Origin of the sequence: Ovoidimarina sediminis (assembly GCF_032586175.1) — a bacterium.
Taxonomy (GTDB): Bacteria; Pseudomonadota; Alphaproteobacteria; order Rhodobacterales; family Rhodobacteraceae; genus Ovoidimarina; species Ovoidimarina sediminis.
This window is the reverse complement of record NZ_JAWHTE010000021.1, coordinates 33,917-53,066: the sequence shown is the minus strand read 5'-3', so window position 1 is coordinate 53,066 and position 19,150 is coordinate 33,917. Positions and strand designations below refer to the sequence as shown.

Genomic DNA, 19,150 nt, shown 5'->3' with positions numbered 1-19,150 from the left:
CGGGCGTCCGGCCCGCGGCCAATCCGCCGACCATCGCCTCAGGCGAAAAGATCGTGCGCCAGTTCCAGTGCCTCGACCAGCACGTCGATCTCGGCTTCGGTGTTGTAAAGCCCGAACGACGCCCGGCAGGTCGCCGATACCCCGAGGTGATCCATCAGGGGCCCCGCGCAATGGTGGCCCGCCCTGACCGCCACGCCCTTCTTGTCGAGGATGGTGGAGATGTCGTGGGCATGGGCCGCCCCGTCGAGCGTGAAGGAAAAGATCGCCGCCTTGCCGGGGCTCGTCCCCTGCACCTGAAGCCAGTTCAGCCCGTCCAGCCGCTCCCCCGCATAGGCGCAGAGCCGTTCCTCGTGGGCCGCGATATTCTCCATCCCGAGGCCCATCATGTACTCAAGCGCCACGCCCAGCCCGATCTGCTGCACGATCCCCGGCGTCCCGGCCTCGAATTTCATCGGCGGCTCGGCCCAGGTGATCGCGTCCTTGTGCACCTCGCGGATCATGTCGCCGCCGCCCATGAAGGGCCGCATCTCGGCCATCCGCTCGTCCCTGATCCAGATCGCGCCCGATCCCGAGGGGCCGTAAAGCTTGTGCCCGGTGATCGCATAGAAATCGACGCCCAGATCCTGAAGATCGACGGGCATGTGCACCGCCGCCTGGCTGCCGTCGACCAGAACCGGCACGCCCTGCGCCCGGGCGCCCGCCGCGATCGCCTTCACATCCACCTTCGTGCCAAGCACGTTCGACACCTGGGTGATCGCGACAAGCCGGGTTTTCGGCCCGATCGCGTCGATCACCGCCTGCGGGTCAAGCGAACCGTCGGCATCCACATCCACCCATTTCAGAACAACCCCCTGGCGTTCGCGCAGGAAATGCCAGGGCACGATATTCGCGTGATGCTCCATCACGCTCAGGATGATCTCGTCGCCCGGCTCCATCCGCGGCATAGCCCAGCCATAGGCGACGAGGTTGATGCCCTCCGTCGTCCCGGTCGTCATCACGATCTCGCGCTCGTCGGGCGCGTTCAGGAACCGCGCGATCGTGCCCCGCACCGCCTCGTATTTCTCGGTCGCGAGGTTCGACAGGAAATGCAGGCCCCGGTGCACGTTGGAATATTCCTCCGCATAGGCCCGCGTCACGGCATCGATCACCACCTGCGGCTTCTGCGCCGAGGCGCCGTTGTCGAGGTAAACCAGCGGCTTGCCGTTCACCTCGCGCGCGAGGATCGGAAAATCCGCCCGGATTTCAGAAACATCGTACATCTAAACAGCCCCCTCGGGCATCGGGAATTCCACACCGGCCATCTGCAGCAGGATCGTCAGCACGACGGCGATCAGAAAGGCCGTCCCGAGGATCATCCCGAACACCCCCGCCAACGAGCGAAACCCGTGCAGCACGGCCACGAAATGCGTGAGCAACCACAGAAGAATTCCCACACCCGCAAACAGAACCACCGCCGCGATCGGCGGCATCAGAAGGATGAGAAGCGTCTGCGCCACGCTCACCACCATCATCACGAATTGCAGCCAGCACATCAGCACCGTGGTCTCTTCCACGCGCCCCGTGCCGCCCATCGCGCGCCCGATCCCCTGCACCAGCACGATCAGCATCACGATGCTGCCAAGATGCACCGCCAGCGTCAGCACGAGGCTGGGCTGGCCCATCGCCGAGGCGGGGCTGCCCATCATCGCCACCACGGCGAAAAACTCGGTCAGAAGCGACGACAGAACCACAACGACGGCCACCAGAAGCCAGTGCGCCTCCCGCGGGATGCCAAGCGCCAGCACCTCCGCCGCCCCCTCTCGCGGGTTCTGAAGGGTGCGCAGCACCATGCGCATCAATTCGGAAAAGCTCAGGCTCACGCCGGCTGCCTCCGCTCTACCTCGATCAGTCCCATGACCCAGAACACCAGAAACACCGCGCCCGCAAGGGTGCCGGTGATCGAAACGGCAACTCCTTGCCCGACAAAGCCCTGCACCAGCCCGCTTAGAAGAAAGGCGGGCGCGGCGGCCAGAAGCGCCCAGAACAGGGCGACCCGCGCGCCATACCACGTGCCCGCCCCGCCAACGAGCTTCGCCACCAGATGCGACAGGGCGGCGAGCACGTAAAACAGAAGCGGCGCCATGAACATCACCCCCACCAGCGCCCCGGCCACCAGCCCCTCGAAGGGCACCGACGGGTCGTCGAAGGCCTGCCGCCGCAGCGCCGGCAGCCGCGCCACGAACAACAGAAGGCACCCCGCCAGCAGAACGGCCAGCGCACGCGCCTCGCTCGGCACGCCGCCGGCGCGGCGGCGCACCACCTCCCGCGGCGCGCGGTAGGTGCGCAGGATGTCCCAGGTGACGCTCATATCAGCCGTGTCTGTGCCGGCTCAGCCATCCCTCGAGGCGGGTGCGCATGTCTTCGGCCAGGGCCTCGTCCTCGATCTCGTCGATCGCTTCCGAAACGAAAGCCAGCACCATCAGGTCCTGCGCATCCGTGTGCGGAATCCCGCGCGACCGCAGGTAGAACAGCGCCGTCTCGTCGATCGCGCCAGAGGTGCTCCCGTGCGAACAGGCCACGTCGTCGGCATAGATCTCAAGCTCGGGCTTCGCCAGGAACACCGAATCCTCGTCCAGAAGAAGCGACTGGCTGATCTGGTAGCCATCGGTCTTCTGCGCGCCTTCCTTCACCAGGATCTTGCCCTGGAAAACGCCCGTGGCCCCGTTCCGCAGCACCTTCTTGAACACCTGCCGGCTTTCGCAATTCACGGCGTCATGGGTGATGAAGACGGTGTCGTCATGGTGAAACGCCCCGCCATCGCCCAGGCACGCGCCGGCCACATGGGCCACGGTATCGTCGCCGGTCAGTTCGACGACGTGCTCGTTTCGCGTCAGCACGCCATTCGCGGTCAGCGTAAAGCTCTTGTAGATGCTTTCGCGCCCCAGCCGCGCGAAGATATGGGTCATCGCGCGCCGCTCGTGATCCCGGCCCTGCGCGCGCACGTGGTGGAACGTGCCGGTATCGGCCACGTCGACCTCCATGCACTTGTTGAACCGCGCCGCCGCAGGGCCAACCTCCAGCACGGTCAGCTCCGCGCCCTCCTCGACGCGCACCACATGGTGCAGCGTCGCGTCCGACGTTGTGTCTTCATGCAGGTAGATGAACGCCACGGGCCGCGCCGCCTTGCCGGTCGCCCGGATCAGGATGCCGTCGCTCGCGAACGCGGTGTTCAGCGCCGCGAAGGGCCGCGCCACGGGGGCCTGCCCCCGCGCCTCGAGAACGCCGTAGAACTCCTTGGCCCAGTGAATGTCTTTCCCCTGCGCCTCCGACAGAAGCTCGATCTCCAGCCCCGCCATCTCAAGCGGGTCCGACAGATCGGGCCGGAACACGCCGTCGACGAACACGATCTTCAGCCGGTCGACCCCGCCAAAGACCGGGCTCTCGTCGCCCGCGTCGAAGATCGCGGCCTCCGGCGCATCGGGGCGGTTCAGCGCCTCGGGGTTGGTGAAGCGCCAGTATTCGTCGCGCCGCCCCGGCAGGCCCATGGCCCTGAGCCGCGCCAGCGCCTCTTCCCGCGCCGCCACGGCCCAGCCCGCGCCGGCCGGAAGGCTCAGCCCGTCAAGCCGCGCCTCGGTCGCATCAAGCTTCGCTTGCGGAAGCGCCATCACGCCACCTCCTTCAGGATATCGGCATAGCCGTTCTCCTCAACCTCGAGCGCAAGCTCGGGCCCGCCCGTCTTCACGATCCGGCCATTCGCCATGATATGCACGACATCGGGTTTGATATGGTCCAGAAGCCTTTGATAATGCGTGATAACCAGGAAGCCCCGGCCTTCGCTGCGCAGCGCGTTCACGCCGTCGGCCACCAGCTTCATCGCATCGACGTCAAGGCCGGAATCCGTCTCGTCCAGGATGCACATCTTGGGCTCCAGCACGGCCATCTGCAAAATCTCGTTCCGCTTCTTCTCGCCGCCCGAAAAGCCCACGTTCACGGGGCGCTTCAGCATATCGGCGTCGATCTTCAGATCCTTCGCCTTCTCGCGCACGAGCTTCAGGAAATCCGCCGCACTCATCTCGTCTTCGCCGCGCGCCTTCCGCTGCGCGTTCATCGCGGTCCTGAGGAAGGTCATGTTGCCCACGCCGGGGATCTCGACGGGGTACTGGAACGCCAGGAACAGCCCGGCCGCCGCCCGCTCCTCGGGCTCCATCTCTAGAACGTCCTCGCCTTCCAGCGTCGCCGTTCCGTCCGTCACCTCGTACCCGTCGCGCCCCGACAGCACATAGGACAGCGTCGACTTGCCCGATCCGTTGGGGCCCATGATCGCGTGAACGCTCCCGGCCTCCACCTCGAGGTTGACCCCTTTCAGGATCTCCTTCTCTTCCTCTTCCAGCGATACGTGCAGGTTCTCGATCTTCAGCATCTTAGTCCTCATTGCAGGCATGACGAAAGAGGGCGCCCGCGCAGCGCGGGGCCCTCCGAATTCAGGATTTCAGTGTTTGGGGTGAGGCGGCTCAGCCGTCCTCTGACGCGATATAGGCCTTCGCGCTTTCGATCCACTCCGGCAGCCGCTCGAGCTGCGACTCGGCCGTCATCATCTCGGCCACATACTCTTCCGAGAAGGCGGGCACGAACAGCTCCGGCGCCTGTTGGATCAGAAGCGGCTCGCCCAGCATCACGGCGATGAAACCGGCGGCCAGCCCGTATTTCCGGATGCCCTTGCCCATCTTCAGCGCGACCGCGAAGACGAACATCAGCACAAGCCCGATCCCCAGGTCGCCCCAGGCCATGATCGTTTCGGCATATTCCTCGGCGATCAGGTCGGGCTGCGCGGCAAGCTGAAACAGGCCGATCCGCCCGCCCAGCATCGCGATCCCGCCAAAGACGATCGCCAGCGGCAGCATCAGAAGGCCGACGATCAGCCCCCCGCCCTTCCGCTTCCGGCGCTTCGGCTGGATGGTTTTCCCATCCGCCTCGACCGCACCCATATAGATGGTGCCCATCGTGTTCGCACCGCCCTTTTCGATGCGCCCGATCCGGTCCTGAAAGCTCTGCTTCTGTCCTTCCGCCATAACAGCCATGAGAAAACTCCACACTCTCCGCTTGGCCGTTTCTTGCCCCGGAAAGAGGGCGGAAACGTGGCATACGGGGGGAGTTTTGGGCGCACAGACGTCCGATTTGCGTGACCGGGCTCACGAATGTCGCCAAATCGTGGTTAATGACGGGTAACACTGGCTAAATGTCCTCCCCGTCCCAGTAATCGAGCGTGGCCTCGGCCCGCCCGATCACCTTCAGATGCGCCTCCATGAACGAGGCTCCGGGGGCCACCGCGATGGCGGCGTATTTCCCGCTGTCGGGATACTCCACCACATCCGGGTCCTGCGTCGTCGACAGCCCGATATAGCGCAAGGGGCCGCTCCCGGTATTGATCAGCTGATGCGCGGTGTCCGGCCCGCCCTTCGGCGCGGCACAGATCGATCCGGCCCGCACCGCATGTTCGCTCTCGCCAAACCGGTAGGTACCCTCACCTTCGAGGATCACGAAGGCCTCGTCATTCCCAAGGTGGTTGTGAAACGGAAACGCCCGCTTGCCCGGCTCAACCGTCATCACCATGATCCCGAGGCCCGTCAGCCCCAGCGCCTCGCCCACCGGCGACACCTCCACCCCGAAGCGGCCGCTGCCGCCCTCGGGCGCCGTCGGAAACCGGCGCAGGTCGTCGATATGAACGACGGGCCCCGCCATCACGCCACCGTCACCGCCGTGCCGCTGGCCGAGACCATCAGCATGTTGTTGATCACCTCGTAATCGAGGTCGACGCCCACAACGGCATTCGCCCCCTGCGCCATGGCCCGCTCCTGAAGCTCGCGCAGCGCGATGTCCCGCGCCTTCCCAAGCTCCTGCTCATAGGCCCCCGACCGGCCGCCCACGATATCGGTGATCGAGGCGAACAGATCCCGGAACACATTCGCCCCCAGAATGGCCTCGCCCACTACGACCCCGTGATAGCCGGTGATGCTCTTGCCCTCGATCGAGGGCGTCGTCGTCACGATCATCTTACTCTCTCCCCAGGGGGTCATCGGCTCACATCCCGCAGATTTGTCGAGGAACCAGGGGCCGGCGGATCAAAGCGAAAAGCCGGCCCGTAAACGCCTTGCAGGAAGGCTCAGCAGGTCACCCCACCGACCCTTCCAGCGAAATCGCCACCAGCTGCTGCGCCTCCATGGCGAACTCCATCGGCAGCGCCTGAAGCACTTCCTTGGCGAAACCGTTGACGATCAGCGCCACGGCCTCTTCCTCGTCCATGCCCCGCTGACGGCAATAGAACATCTGGTCGTCATCGACCTTCGATGTCGTCGCCTCATGCTCGACGCGCGAGGAGTTGTTCTTCACCTCGATGTAAGGCACCGTATGTGCCCCGCACTTGTCGCCGATCAGCAGGCTGTCGCACTGGGTATAGTTCCGGCTGTTCTTCGCCTTCGGGTGCATCGACACGAGGCCGCGATAGGTGTTCTGCGCCCGCCCCGCGGAAATCCCTTTCGACACGATCCGGCTTTTGGTGTTCTTCCCCAGATGCACCATCTTCGTGCCGGTATCCGCCTGCTGCCGGTTGTTCGTGATCGCGATGGAATAGAACTCGCCCTGGCTCCCCTCGCCCCGCAGGATGCAGGAGGGATACTTCCACGTCACGGCCGATCCCGTCTCAACCTGCGTCCACATCACCTTCGACCGGTCGCCCCGGCAATCGGCGCGCTTCGTCACGAAGTTGTAGATCCCACCCTTGCCGTTCTCGTCGCCGGGATACCAGTTCTGCACCGTCGAATACTTGATCTCCGCGTCTTCCAGCGCCACCAGTTCCACGACGGCGGCATGAAGCTGATGGGTGTCCCGCATCGGCGCGGTGCAGCCTTCGAGGTAACTCACGTAAGAGCCCTTGTCGGCGATGATCAGCGTCCGCTCGAACTGGCCGGTATTCTCCGCATTGATCCGGAAATAGGTTGAAAGCTCCATCGGACAGCGCACCCCCGGCGGCACGTAAACGAACGAGCCATCGGAGAAGACCGCGGAATTCAGCGTCGCAAAGAAATTGTCCGAGGGCGGCACGACCGAGCCTAGGTATTTCTTCACAAGCTCCGGATGCTCCCGCACGGCTTCCGAGATCGAGCAGAAGATCACCCCGTGCTTCTTCAGCTCCTCCTGGAAGGTCGTGCCCACGCTCACGCTGTCAAAGACGGCATCGACCGCCACCTTGCGGCCTTCCGCCGGCGCGTTTTCCGCCCCCTCGACGCCCGCGAGGATCATCTGCTCCTTCAGCGGAATGCCCAGCTTCGAATAGGTCTCCAGAAGCTTCGGGTCCACCTCGTCGAGGCTCTTCGGCTTCGCCTCCATGCTCTTCGGCCGGGCGTAGTAATACTGGTCCTGGTAGTCGATCTTCGGGTAATCGACCATCGCCCATTCCGGCTCGTCCATCTGCTCCCAGCGCTGGAACGCCGACAGCCGCCATTCGGTCATCCACTCCGGCTCGCCGTTCTTTTCCGAAATCAGCCGCACGATATCGGGGGTCACGCCCTTCGGCGCGTATTCCATCTCGATCTCGGTTTCCCAGCCGTACTTGTACTTGCCGGAAAGCTTTTCGACGGCATCCACCGTTTCCTGGTCGACGCCTTCCTTGACGTTCACATCGAGCGCGCTCATCCCGTCACATCCTTTGTCTCACGCCGCCCTCTGGCGGAACTTCCCGTATGCCCGGCCCCACGCCTCGCAAAAGCGCAGAACCTCGTCTTCCGTCGTCGCGGGGCCGAGAGAGACGCGAACGGCGCTCTTCGCCACATCCTCCGCATATCCCATCGCCCGCAGAACCCGGCTTTCGCGCACCTTGCCGCTCGAACAGGCCGAGCCCGCGGAAATCGCGAACCCCGCAAGGTCCATCGCCATCACCTGCGTCTCGCCCTTCCAGCCGGGCGTCGCGAAGCAGGAGGTGTTCGGAAGCCGATTCCGATCTTTCCCGACAAAAATAGTCTCTTTTGCCGTATCGGCCAGAGTTATTTCTAGAATATTTCTAAGTTTCTCGACGCGCGCCCAGGCTCCGGCCTCCAGATCGGCCATCGCGGCCTCCGCCGCGGCCCCGAACCCCGCGATCCCGGCCACGTTCTCGGTCCCCGACCGGCGGCCCATTTCCTGCCCGCCGCCCCTGAGAAGCGGTTCGATATCAAGGCCATCGCGCAGGATCAGCGCCCCCACCCCCTTCGGTCCGCCCAGCTTGTGGGCGCTTAAAATCGCCATATCCGCCCCCGACCAGGCGAACGACCACGGGATCCGCCCCACTGCCTGGGTCGCGTCCAGAAGCAGGCTCTGCGCATGATAGGCGCCGTAGGGGTATCCCGCCGCCCCCCGCTCCGGCACCTCCCCGATCACGCCGGTCTCGGAATTCGCCACCCCCATCGCCAGCACGTTGTGCCCCGTCTCCACATGGGTCAGGTCGAACTGCGCCCAAAGCGCATCATGGGCCGTCTCGTCGACACACACCGCGCCATGAGGAGCGACATGCGCCAGCACCCCCGCTGCCTCGGTCGCGCCGGAGGTGAAGATCACTTCGACAGGCTTGCAGCCCACCGCCGCCGCCACCTGCGCCCGCGCCCGCTCCACGAGCCCCTTCGCCGCCCGCCCCTCGGCATGCACCGAAGACGGGTTGCCCACCAGATCGAAGGCCGCAACCATCGCGTCGCGCGCCTCCGCCCGCAACGGCGCGGTCGCGTTCCAGTCGAGGTAGACCCGACCGCTCACGCCGCACCCTCTATCCCGGCCCGCCCCTTCATTTTGGCACAAATACTCCGGGGGTTCGGGGGCAGCGCCCCCGATCCACGAAAGGAAACCCGCCGCAGGCGCTCGATCGTCATCCGTCGTCCACCACGGTCAGAAGTGCGGGCACCGCCGGACAGGGTGCCAGCGTATTGCCCACCACATCCGACAGCCGCGTCTGGTGCAGGAAGACATAGACATGGGCCGACAGCCCCTCCCACAGCCGGTTCGTCAGGCTCTGCGCCCGCGTTCCCGAGGCCGCGCCGGATGCCCCCGCGCCGGTTTCCATCGCGCTCACCGTCTCGTCCACCGCGCCCAGGATCTCGCTCACCCGGATGTCCGAGGCCGCCCGCGCCAGCGCATAGCCGCCGCCGGGCCCCCGCACGCTTTCCACAAGCCCCGCCCGCCGCAGCTTCACGAAAAGCTGTTCGAGATAGGGCAGCGAGATGTTCTGCCGCTTGCTCAGTTCCGAAAGCGACACCAGCGTCCCTTCGGGCGCGCTCGCCAGATCCGCAAGCGCGACCATCGCATAGCGGCCCTTCGTGCTCAGTTTCATGGGCCAAGACCTCCCGGGATCAGGGCCAATCGGCCCTTGAGACATTGACGTGGCTGGACAGGGGCCTTAGGTGCAATCTGGCCCGGTCGAGGCGACGTCATCGCGCGTTGTTTAGAACAGTTCTAAGGACCCTGACGAAAACCGTCAACATCTCCGGGCGCGGGGTCGGCAAGGGAATGGGACGAGAATGCCCGAGGTGATTTTTCCGGGGCCCGAAGGGCGCCTCGAAGGCCGCTATCATCCGCAGAAGATCAAGGACGCACCGATCGCGATCATCCTGCATCCGCATCCGCAGTTCGGCGGCACGATGAACAACCGCGTGGTGTACAACCTGCACTACGCCTTCCACCAGATCGGCTTCACCGTTCTGCGCTTCAACTTCCGCGGCGTGGGCCGCAGCCAGGGCGAATACGATCAGGGCATCGGGGAATTGTCGGATGCCGCCTCGGCGCTCGACTACCTCCAGTCGATGAACCAGAACTCCAAGCATTGCTGGGTCGCGGGCTTCTCCTTCGGCGCCTGGATCGGCATGCAGCTTCTGATGCGCCGGCCCGAGATCACGGGGTTCATCTCCGTCTCGCCGCCGGCCAACATGTACGACTTCTCGTTCCTCGCCCCCTGCCCCTCCTCGGGCCTCATCATCAACGGCACGGCCGATCGCGTGGCCCCGCCCCGCGACACCCACACGCTTGTCGAGAAGCTGCACGAGCAGAAGGGCATCACGATCACCCATACCGAGATCGAGGGCGCCGGCCACTTCTTCGAAGATCCGTATATGGAAGAGATGATCGGCCACGTGCAGGGCTACGTCGAACGCCGCCTGACGGAAACGACGCGCTGAGGCATCCGGGCCAGAAGGGCGCTTCTAGAAAGCGCCCTCGGGCCGGCCGCCGATATAGGGCGACAGCACGGCATGGGCGAATGCATGGCTGGGCGTCGGGATGCCCAGCTCCCTGCCCCTCCGGATCACCTCGCCCGATAACCAGTCAAGCTCGATGCGCTTCCCCCGCAGGAGGTCGTCCAGCATCGACGCGTGAATGTCGGACGGCAGCGACATGAGAAAGTCGAACGCGCTCTTCGCCGCGTCCGGCGGCACGCTTCCGTGTGACGCCCGGGCAATCGCCGCCGTCTCGCCGACCAGGGAGTGCATGAGGTCGCGCGCAGCGGCCGTCTTCTGGATCGCCCCGATGTTCAGGCGCGCCGACACCGTCATCGCCGAATAGGCCGAAAGCCGGATGAATTTCTCCCACAACGCGCGCCAGATATCCTCCGTCAGCGTCGCGGGCACACCGCTGGCCACAAAGGCGTCATGGATCCTCACGGCATGCTCCGAAACGCCCCCTCCGTAGGGGCCGAACGTCAGGCCACCCAGTTCCACCTCTGCGGGCGTCCGGATCACGCCCGGCGCCTTGATATCGGCGGGCAGCACGACAACACCCGGCAGCACGCGCTCACGGCCAAACCTGTCTGCCAGAAGCGGCTGGGCCCAGACGCCGTTCTGCACCGTGATGATCCTGGTGTCCGCGCCCACCAGCCCGGCCATGGCCGGGATCGCGGTCTCGACATCGTAATTCTTGACCGCGAAAAAGATCAGATCGCCCTGCCGAACCATGGTCGGATCGTCGGTTGCATCGATTGTCTCAATGTGGACATCCCCCAAACGGCTTTCGATGCGCAGACCGTTTCGCTGCATGGCCTCCAGATGCGCGCCTCTGGCGATGTAGGTGACGTCGTGCCCGCTCTCCTGCAGCCGGGCACCGTAGAAGCACCCCAATGCGCCGGCCCCGTAGATGATTGCCCTCATCGATCTTCCTCCAAAGACCTACCTCCATCGGCCGCCTGACCGGCGACGCGCGACTGGCCTGCTAAGCCTTGCCACGGGCATCAGCGGGCCAGGCGCATCACGCCTGCGCCCGGAACGGGCGACGAAGCCCCCTACCAGTAGATCCGCCGCTGCACCCGCGGCTCCCCCGCAAACACCCGCTTCACCTCGGCGATCCCCTCGCGGAACGCCTCGGCCCGCACCCGCCGACCGGCGCGCATCGCGCGCTCCATGTCGATCGATCCGTCCGCCCGGAAGAACTCTCTGTGATCCTGTGTCATCGTGCCGATCCTTCTTTGATTGCCGTCGATGCCCCCACCCTGCCCAGGGCGCGGCCCAAAGGCTTGAAGCCGGTCTTGAGATTTCGTCACGATTTCCTTGAGACGCTTGCAGAGCACGTCACGACAGCGTTCAGTACCCCCATGGCGGGGCACGATGTACAGGTCTATCGCTTCGAGGGCTTCACCCTCGATATCGCGGGGGCAGAGCTTCGCGCGAACGGCGCCCCCGTGCCCATGGAACCCCAGGTCTTCGATCTTCTGACCCTGCTTGTCCGCAACCACGACCGGGTGGTCACGAAGGACGAGATCATCGAAACCGTCTGGTCGGGCCGCATCGTTTCCGAAAGCGCGGTGTCCTCGCGCGTCAACGCGCTTCGCCGCGCGCTCGGCGACGACGGCACCGAACAGCGCCTCGTCAAAACCGTGCACGGGCGCGGCTTCCGCTTCGGCGCGACGCCCGAAACCGACAGCCCGGCCCCGGCAGGCACAGCGGCCACCACCCCCTCCATCGCCGTCCTGCCCTTCGCGGTGATGGGCGACAGCCCCGACCTCGCCTTCTTCGCCGACGGCATCGCGGAAGATATCCTGAACGCCCTCTCCCGCTTCCACGAGCTTTCCGTCATCGCCCGGAACTCCAGCTTCGCCTTCCGGGGCCAGGCCGTCTCGGCGCGCGAGATCGCCGCGACCCTCGGCGTCAAGTACATCCTCGAAGGCTCCGTCCGCCAGGTCGGCCACCGCATCCGCGTGGCCGTGCAACTGATCGACGCGGGCGCCGACCGCACCATCTGGTCCGACCGCTACGACGGCGAACTGACAGATATCTTCGAGGTGCAGGACGAGATCACGGCAAAGGCCGTCACCGCCATCGCCCCGCAAACCCAGTATCACGAGATGTCCTCGGCCTTCCGGAAGGACATCGCGCGGCTCTCGGACTGGGAACGCGTGATGCGCGCGCGCTGGCACATGGACAAGTTTTCCCGCGACGATACCGACACCGCGCTCGCCATCCTCGAACAGGTGATCGAAACCGCCCCCGATCTCGCCCTTGCGCATTCCACCAAGGCGTTCTGCCACTACCACAAGATGCTGAACGCCTGGTGCGCCGACCCGATCGAGGAAATCCGCGCCGCCGAGGCCGCGGCCCGCCGCGCGGCGACGCTCGATGCCTATGATGCCGGCGCCATCGCGGTTCTGGGGCTCGCGGCGATGTTCGGCGGGCGGCATGACGAATGCTTCGACCGGCTCGAGGCCGCGCTCGCGATCAATCCGAACCTCGCCTCGGCCTATGGCTTCAAGGCGACAGCCCATGGCTGCAAGGGCGAATACGACGCCACGCTCGCGGCCTTCGACCGGGCCATGGCGCTCAGCCCCGCCGATCCCACGCGCACCCTCTGGATGTCCGGCAAGGGCATCGCGCTCATCCTCGCGCGGAAATTCGAGGCAGCGATCGACAACACCGACCGCATGCTTCAGGTCGATCCCGATTACGGCCCGGCGCTCCGCCAGCGGGTCTCCGCCCTCGCCCATCTCGGACGGATGGACGAAGCGCGCGTGGCCCTCGATCAGCTTCTGGCCCGGATGCCGCACCTGACGATCGAGCGGCTGGAAAAGATGATCCCGATCGTGCCCGACGCGAACCAGCAGCTCTGGCTCGAAGGGCTCCGCATGGCGGGTTTGCCCGAACGCTAGCAGGTGGGGCGTTACGAAATCCCGACAGGACCGTCCCCAATCCTTAACGTACGCTCGATGCGCGGGCGGAACGATTTTCTGTGTACGCGCTGTGTACAGGTTGTGTACGCCGGGTGTACGGCCGGTTTTCGGCCAGATTTCCGCTTAATGCACCGACCGGAAAGGTAACAACGATGTCCCGACTAGACGCCCAGCTTGCCTTTCTGAACGAAGCCGACCGGCTCAAATCCATCCTCCGCGGCACCACCCTCCACGACGGTTCGCGCCGTGAAAATTCGGCCGAACACAGCTGGCACATCATGCTCTACGCGCTGACGCTGGCCGAACATGCGACGCGGCCCGTCGATATCAACCGCGTCCTCAAGATGTTGCTTTTGCACGATATTGTCGAGATAGACGCGGGCGACGCCCCGATCCACGGCGGCCACGACCCGGCCAGGCAGGCGGCGCGGGAAGCACTGGCCGCCGACCGGCTCTTCGGCCTCCTTCCCCCCGATCAGGCCGCGGAATTCCGCGCCCTCTGGGACGAATTCGAAGCCGCCGAATCCGATGACGCGGTCTTCGCCAAATCCCTTGACAGGATCCAGCCCGTCGTCGCCAACCTGCAGTCAGGCGGCGGAACCTGGGCCGAATTTAACGTGACTTATGAACAACTTGAGACACGAGTTGCAAGCAAGGCAAAGCGCGGTGCGCCCATTGTCTGGGCGCACCTCGAAACCCGCATCCGCGCCTGGTTCGGCGCCTAGCCGATGATCGAATTCAGCGTCTCGCTCGGGCGCATCACCGCCGCGGTCTTTTCCGGATCGGTGTGGTAGTAGCCGCCGGTATCGGCAGGCGATCCCTCCGCCGCCTTCAGCTCGGCCAGGATCGTCGCCTCGCTGTCCTTCAGCGCCTCGGCAATCGGCCCGAAATGCGCCGCAAGCTCCGCGTCATCGGTCTGCGCCGCCAGCGCCTCGGCCCAGTGCAGCGCGAAGTAGAAATGGCTTGTCCGCGTGTCGTTCTGGCCCACCTTCCGCTCCGGTGAATGGCCATGGTCGAGGATCTTCTGCGTCGCCGCATCCACCGCCGCGCCCAGGACGGAAGCGCCTTTCTTTCCAGTCGCTTCACCCAGGTAATTCAGGCTTTCACCCAGCGCACAGAACTCGCCCAGGCTGTCCCAGCGCAGGTGGTTCTCGCGTTCAAGCTGCTGCACATGCTTCGGCGCCGATCCACCGGCCCCGGTTTCGAACAACCCGCCGCCCTGCATCAGTTTCACGATCGACAGCATCTTCGCCGAGGTCCCAAGCTCGAGGATCGGGAACAGATCGGTCAGGTAGTCGCGCAGGACGTTGCCGGTGATCGCGATCGAATCCTTGCCCGCCCGGATCGTCTCCAGTGACGCACGCGTTGCCTCGCGCGGGGCCATGATCTCGAATTTGTCATCCACACCAGCGGCTTCCAGCATCGGCTTCACATACTTGATCAGCTCGGCGTCATGCGCCCGGTTCGCGTCGAGCCAGAAAATCGCCTGCGCCCCGGTGGCCTTCTGCCGCGCAATGCCAAGCCGCACCCAATCCTCGATCGGGGCCTTTCGCGTGAAGCAGGCGCGCCAGATATCACCCTTGCCCACCGCATGCTGGTGAAGCACGTCGCCATTGGCGGCGATCACTTTCACCGTCCCCGCCTCGGGGATCTCGAAGGTGGTGGGGTGCGAGCCGTATTCCTCGGCCTTCTGCGCCATCAGGCCCACGTTCTGCACCGCGCCCGCGGTGGCGGGATCAAGCGCGCCGGTTTCCTTGAAGTACTTGATCGTCTCGTCATAGACCGGGGCATAGGACCGGTCCGGGATCACGCATTTGCAATCCGCCGGCTGCCCGTCCGGGCCCCAGCCCTTGCCGCCCGCGCGGATCACGGCGGGCATCGAGGCGTCGATGATCACATCCGACGGCACGTGCAGGTTGCTGATTCCACGATCGGAATCGACCATGTACATCGGCGGCCGCGCCGCCATCAGCGCGGCGATATCGGCCTCGATCTGGCCCCGCACGCCTTCGGGCAATTCCGCCACCCGCGCCTCCAGCGCGCCGATCCCCGAATTCGGGTTAACGCCCGCCGCCTTCAGGGTTTCGCCATGGGTGTCGAATACATCCTCAAGAAACACCGAAACCGCATGCCCGAAGATGATCGGATCCGAAACCTTCATCATCGTGGCCTTCAGATGCAGCGAGAACAGAACGCCCTTCGCCTTCGCATCCGCCACCTGTTCCTTCAGAAACGCCCGGAGCGCCGCGGCGGACATGAAGCTTGCGTCGACGACGGTGCCTTCCGCGATCTCGACGCCGTCCTTCAGCACGGTCTCGACATCGCCCGTCCCGGTGAAGACGATTTTCGCCGGCCCCGCCTGCGCGGCGGTCACGGTGGTCGAGGTTTCGTTGGCGTAGAAATCATCGCCGGTCATGGAGGCGACATGCGTCTTGCTGTCGGCGCTCCATTCGCCCATCGAATGGGGGTTCGCCATGGCGTAGTTCTTCACCGCCTGGGCCGCGCGCCGGTCGGAATTGCCTTCGCGCAGAACCGGGTTCACGGCCGAGCCCTTGATCGCGTCATAGCGCGCGCGCACCGATTTTTCCTCATCGGTTTCAGGGCTTTCGGGGTAGTCGGGAAGCGCGTAGCCCTGCCCCTGAAGTTCCGAGATCGCCGCCGTCAGCTGCGGCACGGAGGCCGAGATATTGGGCAGCTTGATCACGTTCGCCTCGGGCGTCTTCACAAGATCGCCCAGGATCGCAAGGTCGTCGGACTGGCGCTGATCTTCGGTCAGGTATTCCGGAAAGGCCGCGATGATCCGGCCCGCAAGCGAGATGTCGCGCGTGCCGATCTTGATCCCGACAGGCGCGGCAAAGCTGCGGATGATGGGAAGAAGCGAAGCGCTCGCAAGTTCAGGGGCTTCGTCAACCTTTGTGTAGATGATGTCCGGCGTGCTGGTCTGGGCCATCCGTCGTGCCTCCAAGTGTCTTATGGGGTTTCGGGCGCGCATCCCTCGTTCCCGCGCCCGCCTGTTCGGGATTGCGCTTCGCGTATCGAAGCGGCCTCGACAAGTCAATGTGTACGAATGTATACCAACCACGAATTCACCGCGACCTGGCGCCGCATCATCACCCCACACCCCCTGACCCGGGGGCGCGGGACAGGCTATGCTGCCCTTCGGACGCGAGCCCTCAGGAGGATCCGGCGCAATGTCGAAAATCAAGGTCGAAAACCCCATCGTCGAACTCGACGGAGACGAGATGACGCGGATCATCTGGCACTTCATCCGCGAAAAGCTGATCGAGCCGTACCTGGATATCGACCTTCTGTATTACGATCTCGGGATCGAGGAACGCGACCGCACCGACGACCAGATCACCATCGACGCCGCCGAGAAGATCAAGGAGGTGGGCGTCGGCGTGAAATGCGCGACGATCACGCCCGACGAGGCCCGGGTGGAGGAATTCGGGCTGAAGAAGATGTGGCGTTCGCCCAACGGCACGATCCGCAACATCCTGGGCGGCGTCGTGTTCCGCGCGCCGATCATCTGCCGGAACGTGCCCCGCCTTGTCCCGGGCTGGACGAAACCCATCGTGATCGGCCGCCACGCTTTTGGCGACCAGTACCGGGCGACCGATTTCAAGTTTCCCGGCGCCGGCACGCTGTCGATGAAATACGTGGGCGAGGACGGCGAGGTGATCGAGCGCGAGGTCTACAAGGCGCCCTCTTCCGGCGTCTACATGGGCATGTACAACCTCGATCAGTCGATCGAGGATTTTGCCCGTGCCTCGTTCAACTACGGGCTGAACCTCGGCTGGTCGGTGTACCTGTCGACCAAGAACACGATCCTGAAGGAATATGACGGCCAGTTCATGCTGATCTTTCAGCGGATCTTCGAGGACGAGTTCAAGCCGCGCTTCGACGAGGCCGGGATCGAGTATCAGCACCGGCTGATCGACGACATGGTGGCCTCGGCCATGAAATGGTCGGGCGGGTTCGTCTGGGCCTGCAAGAACTACGACGGCGACGTGCAGTCGGATACCGTGGCGCAGGGCTTCGGCTCGCTGGGGCTCATGACCTCGATCCTGATGACGCCGGACGGGAAAATCGTCGAATCCGAGGCCGCCCACGGGACGGTGACGCGGCACTACCGCCAGCATCAGGCGGGCAAGGCGACCTCGACCAATTCGACCGCCTCGATCTTTGCCTGGACCGGCGGGCTCAAGCATCGCGCGAAGCTCGACGACAATGCGCGCCTGATGGAGTTCGCGGAAACACTGGAACGCGTCGTGGTGGAAACCGTGGAACGCGGCGACATGACGAAGGATCTCGCCCTTCTGGTGGGGCCGGAACAGAAGTGGCTGACGACGACCGGTTTCCTCGACAAGATCGACGAGAACCTGCAGGCGGCGTTGAGCTGAGGCGGGGGCCGGGAAAGGCCATGCCGGGAGCGCCGGTTCAGACCCGGCGGCACATCGCCTAGGCTTTCAAGCACATGTTCCTGCGCGCGCTTCTCCTCCTGATCCTCGTCGCCGGCCTCTCGCTGGCGCTGACGTGGTATTTCGGCGAGGCGGTGCTTCTGGCGCTCGGCCTGATCGCGGTGCAGCTCAAGTTCGTTCTGAAGAAACTCGCCACCGTCGAATGGCCCGCGATCCTTGCCTGGCTCAAGACCGAGACGCAGGCTTTCTTCCAGATCGAGCTTCTGAAGAAATGGCTGATGACAAGCGCCCTGCCGCTTCTGGTGGGCAATGCCCTGCTGCGCCGGATCGAGGCGTTCTTCGCCGCCTATCGCAGCCGGGTGCGGGCGCAGTACGACGCGCTGATGGGGTGGTTCGCAGGGCTTCAGTGGTACGAGAAACTGGTGGCCGCGCTGATCGTTCTGTTCGCCACGCTGGCGCTGTCGGTCACGTCCCTCGGGCTCTGGCTGATTCTTTTTTTGGTGAAGCTGCCGTTCTGGGCGATCGCCGCGTTAACCGCTTTGGGGCGGATGATCTGGGAAACTCTGCGCAAGACGGCGTTCAAGACGGCCGCATTCTTCCAGCTCGGCTGGCTCTGGCGGTTCGTCAGGCGGCGGCTGCCGAAAGAGGCGCTGGACCGGCAGCGCCGCCTCAACTTCCGGATCGCACGGAGGGTGGTGCGGCACCGGCGCCTGACGCTTCGGCAACTGTCGGAGCGGAAGGACAGCCTGGCGCTGACCCTCGCCGTCTTGCGGGAGCGTTGGCGGGGCGGCGGCGAAGACTAGCTCAGCGGCCGCGATGTGCCGTCTTGGCGTAGAGTTCGGCGACCATGCGGCTTGCCGTCTTCTCGAAGAGGCAGGGGATCACCGCGTGCACCGCCGCGGCGCAGGCGGCCAGGAAGAGCCGGCCCGAGAACCGCCCGGCGAAGGCGGCATGTTCGAGATAGCTTTCTTCGACGCTGCGCGGATGGTCGAGGAAGACGCGGTCGATCATGGGAAACTCCTGTACTGCTCTTTCATCAAGGATAGCGCCGGGACGATGGGAGAGTGTCCCAAATAAGTGCTGATTGACTTGCAGAATGTGAGAAATTATCCCATGATACCCCAATAATGCGGGACATTGATGAAACCGATCGGCGCATTCTGAGGACGCTGCAGGAAAACGCCGACCAAAGCCTCGACGCGCTGAGCGAGGCCGTCGGCCTCAGCCGCAACGCCTGCTGGCGCCGGATCAAGGCGCTGGAAGAGGCCGGCGTGATCGAAAAGCGCGTGGCCCTCGTCAATCCCGAGAAGGCCGGCCTGCCGCTGACCGTCTTCATGCTGATCCGCACAAACCGTCACGACGCGGAATGGCTGGAGAAGTTCAGGCGCGCTACCCGCACGATGCCCGAGATCCTCGGCGCCTACCGGATGACGGGGGATCTCGACTATCTCGTGCGCGCCCGGGTGGCGGATGTTGCGGGCTACGACGCGCTTTACAGGCGGCTGATCGAGAAGGTGGAGATGAGCGACGTGTCGGCCAGCTTCGTTATGGAAGAACTGAAGCACACCACCGCCCTGCCCTTGTGACG

General features: G+C 64.8%; 21 protein-coding genes. 6 read left to right on the top strand and 15 right to left on the bottom strand.

The features are described from left to right. Positions 1-38 precede the first annotated feature (38 nt). The 11 genes from RXV90_RS19675 to iscR form a co-directional block, all read right to left on the bottom strand. Complete coding sequence (locus RXV90_RS19675) at positions 39-1,259, bottom strand: cysteine desulfurase (protein ID WP_316650908.1); 1,221 nt, start codon at positions 1,257-1,259, stop codon at positions 39-41. After that, positions 1,260-1,859, bottom strand: a complete 600-nt coding sequence (locus RXV90_RS19670) for a YIP1 family protein (RefSeq protein ID WP_316650906.1) — start codon at positions 1,857-1,859, stop codon at positions 1,260-1,262. Then, positions 1,856-2,347 (bottom strand): YIP1 family protein, encoded by a 492-nt coding sequence (locus tag RXV90_RS19665; protein ID WP_316650905.1) that lies wholly within the window; start codon positions 2,345-2,347, stop codon positions 1,856-1,858. The genes RXV90_RS19670 and RXV90_RS19665 overlap by 4 nt, the downstream gene beginning before the upstream one ends. A 1-nt stretch (position 2,348) precedes the next feature. Then, complete coding sequence (locus tag RXV90_RS19660) at positions 2,349-3,644, bottom strand: SufB/SufD family protein (RefSeq protein ID WP_316650903.1); 1,296 nt, start codon at positions 3,642-3,644, stop codon at positions 2,349-2,351. Beyond that, on the bottom strand, positions 3,644-4,399 hold the full coding sequence (gene sufC / locus RXV90_RS19655) for a Fe-S cluster assembly ATPase SufC (RefSeq protein ID WP_316650900.1): 756 nt from the start codon (positions 4,397-4,399) through the stop codon (positions 3,644-3,646). Before sufC ends, RXV90_RS19660 begins: the two co-directional genes overlap by 1 nt. Before the next feature lie 91 nt (positions 4,400-4,490). Next, positions 4,491-5,057 carry a hypothetical protein gene (locus RXV90_RS19650; protein WP_316650898.1) on the bottom strand — a complete coding sequence of 189 codons (567 nt, stop codon included), beginning with the start codon at positions 5,055-5,057 and terminating at the stop codon, positions 4,491-4,493. Between the two features lie 154 nt (positions 5,058-5,211). Further along, entirely contained in the window at positions 5,212-5,718 is a 507-nt protein-coding gene (locus RXV90_RS19645) for a cupin domain-containing protein (protein WP_316650897.1), read from the bottom strand. Then, on the bottom strand, positions 5,718-6,029 hold the full coding sequence (locus RXV90_RS19640) for a heavy metal-binding domain-containing protein (protein WP_316650895.1): 312 nt from the start codon (positions 6,027-6,029) through the stop codon (positions 5,718-5,720). Before RXV90_RS19640 ends, RXV90_RS19645 begins: the two co-directional genes overlap by 1 nt. Positions 6,030-6,147: 118 nt before the next feature. Next, positions 6,148-7,668: a Fe-S cluster assembly protein SufB gene (sufB, locus tag RXV90_RS19635; RefSeq protein WP_316650893.1), complete on the bottom strand. Its 1,521-nt coding sequence runs from the start codon at positions 7,666-7,668 to the stop codon at positions 6,148-6,150. A gap of 18 nt (positions 7,669-7,686) precedes the next feature. After that, a complete protein-coding gene (locus tag RXV90_RS19630; RefSeq protein WP_410482389.1) occupies positions 7,687-8,691 on the bottom strand; it encodes a cysteine desulfurase family protein in 1,005 nt (334 codons plus the stop codon). Between the two features lie 175 nt (positions 8,692-8,866). Next, positions 8,867-9,328 (bottom strand): Fe-S cluster assembly transcriptional regulator IscR, encoded by a 462-nt coding sequence (gene iscR, locus RXV90_RS19625; protein WP_316650889.1) that lies wholly within the window; start codon positions 9,326-9,328, stop codon positions 8,867-8,869. 187 nt (positions 9,329-9,515) lie between these two features. Here iscR and RXV90_RS19620 point away from each other — a divergent pair, with 187 nt between their 5' ends. After that, positions 9,516-10,169, top strand: coding sequence for an alpha/beta hydrolase (locus RXV90_RS19620; RefSeq protein WP_316650887.1), 654 nt, complete (start codon positions 9,516-9,518; stop codon positions 10,167-10,169). A 24-nt stretch (positions 10,170-10,193) separates the two neighbouring features. Here the strand turns inward: RXV90_RS19620 and RXV90_RS19615 are convergent, their stop codons facing one another. Both RXV90_RS19615 and RXV90_RS19610 read right to left on the bottom strand, forming a co-directional pair. Further along, entirely contained in the window at positions 10,194-11,132 is a 939-nt protein-coding gene (locus RXV90_RS19615; protein WP_316650885.1) for a ketopantoate reductase family protein, read from the bottom strand. A gap of 131 nt (positions 11,133-11,263) precedes the next feature. Next, positions 11,264-11,431, bottom strand: coding sequence for a hypothetical protein (locus RXV90_RS19610; RefSeq protein WP_316650883.1), 168 nt, complete (start codon positions 11,429-11,431; stop codon positions 11,264-11,266). 75 nt (positions 11,432-11,506) lie between these two features. Here RXV90_RS19610 and RXV90_RS19605 point away from each other — a divergent pair, with 75 nt between their 5' ends. Next, the gene (locus RXV90_RS19605; protein WP_316650881.1) at positions 11,507-13,120 is read left to right on the top strand and encodes a winged helix-turn-helix domain-containing tetratricopeptide repeat protein; all 1,614 of its coding nucleotides are present in this window, start codon (positions 11,507-11,509) and stop codon (positions 13,118-13,120) included. Between the two features lie 173 nt (positions 13,121-13,293). Next, positions 13,294-13,866 carry an HD domain-containing protein gene (locus RXV90_RS19600; RefSeq protein ID WP_316650879.1) on the top strand — a complete coding sequence of 191 codons (573 nt, stop codon included), beginning with the start codon at positions 13,294-13,296 and terminating at the stop codon, positions 13,864-13,866. Here RXV90_RS19600 and RXV90_RS19595 read toward each other — a convergent pair. Continuing rightward, a complete protein-coding gene (locus RXV90_RS19595) occupies positions 13,863-16,091 on the bottom strand; it encodes an NADP-dependent isocitrate dehydrogenase (protein WP_316650877.1) in 2,229 nt (742 codons plus the stop codon). The genes RXV90_RS19600 and RXV90_RS19595 overlap by 4 nt on opposite strands. A 241-nt stretch (positions 16,092-16,332) precedes the next feature. Here RXV90_RS19595 and RXV90_RS19590 point away from each other — a divergent pair, with 241 nt between their 5' ends. Then, the gene (locus RXV90_RS19590) at positions 16,333-17,544 is read left to right on the top strand and encodes an NADP-dependent isocitrate dehydrogenase (RefSeq protein WP_316650875.1); all 1,212 of its coding nucleotides are present in this window, start codon (positions 16,333-16,335) and stop codon (positions 17,542-17,544) included. A 74-nt stretch (positions 17,545-17,618) separates the two neighbouring features. Continuing rightward, positions 17,619-18,365 (top strand): hypothetical protein, encoded by a 747-nt coding sequence (locus RXV90_RS19585; protein ID WP_316650873.1) that lies wholly within the window; start codon positions 17,619-17,621, stop codon positions 18,363-18,365. A gap of 1 nt (position 18,366) precedes the next feature. On the opposite strand, the gene RXV90_RS19580 is transcribed toward RXV90_RS19585, so the two are convergent. Next, positions 18,367-18,573: a DUF6356 family protein gene (locus RXV90_RS19580; RefSeq protein WP_316650871.1), complete on the bottom strand. Its 207-nt coding sequence runs from the start codon at positions 18,571-18,573 to the stop codon at positions 18,367-18,369. 116 nt (positions 18,574-18,689) lie between these two features. Here RXV90_RS19580 and RXV90_RS19575 point away from each other — a divergent pair, with 116 nt between their 5' ends. Next, the gene (locus RXV90_RS19575; RefSeq protein ID WP_316650870.1) at positions 18,690-19,148 is read left to right on the top strand and encodes an Lrp/AsnC family transcriptional regulator; all 459 of its coding nucleotides are present in this window, start codon (positions 18,690-18,692) and stop codon (positions 19,146-19,148) included. Positions 19,149-19,150: the final 2 nt, after the last annotated feature.

Excerpts from the sequence above, each read along its gene's own strand:
- RXV90_RS19610 (WP_316650883.1), bottom strand. The coding sequence starts at position 11,431 with ATGACACAGGATCACAGAGAGTTCTTCCGGGCGGACGGATCGATCGAC.
- sufC (WP_316650900.1), bottom strand. The coding sequence starts at position 4,399 with ATGCTGAAGATCGAGAACCTGCACGTATCGCTGGAAGAGGAAGAGAAG.
- RXV90_RS19615 (WP_316650885.1), bottom strand. The coding sequence starts at position 11,132 with ATGAGGGCAATCATCTACGGGGCCGGCGCATTGGGGTGCTTCTACGGT.
- RXV90_RS19595 (WP_316650877.1), bottom strand. The coding sequence starts at position 16,091 with ATGGCCCAGACCAGCACGCCGGACATCATCTACACAAAGGTTGACGAA.
- sufB (WP_316650893.1), bottom strand. The coding sequence starts at position 7,668 with ATGAGCGCGCTCGATGTGAACGTCAAGGAAGGCGTCGACCAGGAAACG.
- RXV90_RS19585 (WP_316650873.1), top strand. The coding sequence starts at position 17,619 with ATGTTCCTGCGCGCGCTTCTCCTCCTGATCCTCGTCGCCGGCCTCTCG.
- RXV90_RS19650 (WP_316650898.1), bottom strand. The coding sequence starts at position 5,057 with ATGGCTGTTATGGCGGAAGGACAGAAGCAGAGCTTTCAGGACCGGATC.
- RXV90_RS19665 (WP_316650905.1), bottom strand. The coding sequence starts at position 2,347 with ATGAGCGTCACCTGGGACATCCTGCGCACCTACCGCGCGCCGCGGGAG.
- RXV90_RS19660 (WP_316650903.1), bottom strand. The coding sequence starts at position 3,644 with ATGGCGCTTCCGCAAGCGAAGCTTGATGCGACCGAGGCGCGGCTTGAC.
- RXV90_RS19645 (WP_316650897.1), bottom strand. The coding sequence starts at position 5,718 with ATGGCGGGGCCCGTCGTTCATATCGACGACCTGCGCCGGTTTCCGACG.
- iscR (WP_316650889.1), bottom strand. The coding sequence starts at position 9,328 with ATGAAACTGAGCACGAAGGGCCGCTATGCGATGGTCGCGCTTGCGGAT.
- RXV90_RS19620 (WP_316650887.1), top strand. The coding sequence starts at position 9,516 with ATGCCCGAGGTGATTTTTCCGGGGCCCGAAGGGCGCCTCGAAGGCCGC.
- RXV90_RS19600 (WP_316650879.1), top strand. The coding sequence starts at position 13,294 with ATGTCCCGACTAGACGCCCAGCTTGCCTTTCTGAACGAAGCCGACCGG.
- RXV90_RS19575 (WP_316650870.1), top strand. The coding sequence starts at position 18,690 with ATGCGGGACATTGATGAAACCGATCGGCGCATTCTGAGGACGCTGCAG.
- RXV90_RS19675 (WP_316650908.1), bottom strand. The coding sequence starts at position 1,259 with ATGTACGATGTTTCTGAAATCCGGGCGGATTTTCCGATCCTCGCGCGC.
- RXV90_RS19580 (WP_316650871.1), bottom strand. The coding sequence starts at position 18,573 with ATGATCGACCGCGTCTTCCTCGACCATCCGCGCAGCGTCGAAGAAAGC.
- RXV90_RS19630 (WP_410482389.1), bottom strand. The coding sequence starts at position 8,691 with ATGGTTGCGGCCTTCGATCTGGTGGGCAACCCGTCTTCGGTGCATGCC.
- RXV90_RS19590 (WP_316650875.1), top strand. The coding sequence starts at position 16,333 with ATGTCGAAAATCAAGGTCGAAAACCCCATCGTCGAACTCGACGGAGAC.
- RXV90_RS19640 (WP_316650895.1), bottom strand. The coding sequence starts at position 6,029 with ATGATCGTGACGACGACGCCCTCGATCGAGGGCAAGAGCATCACCGGC.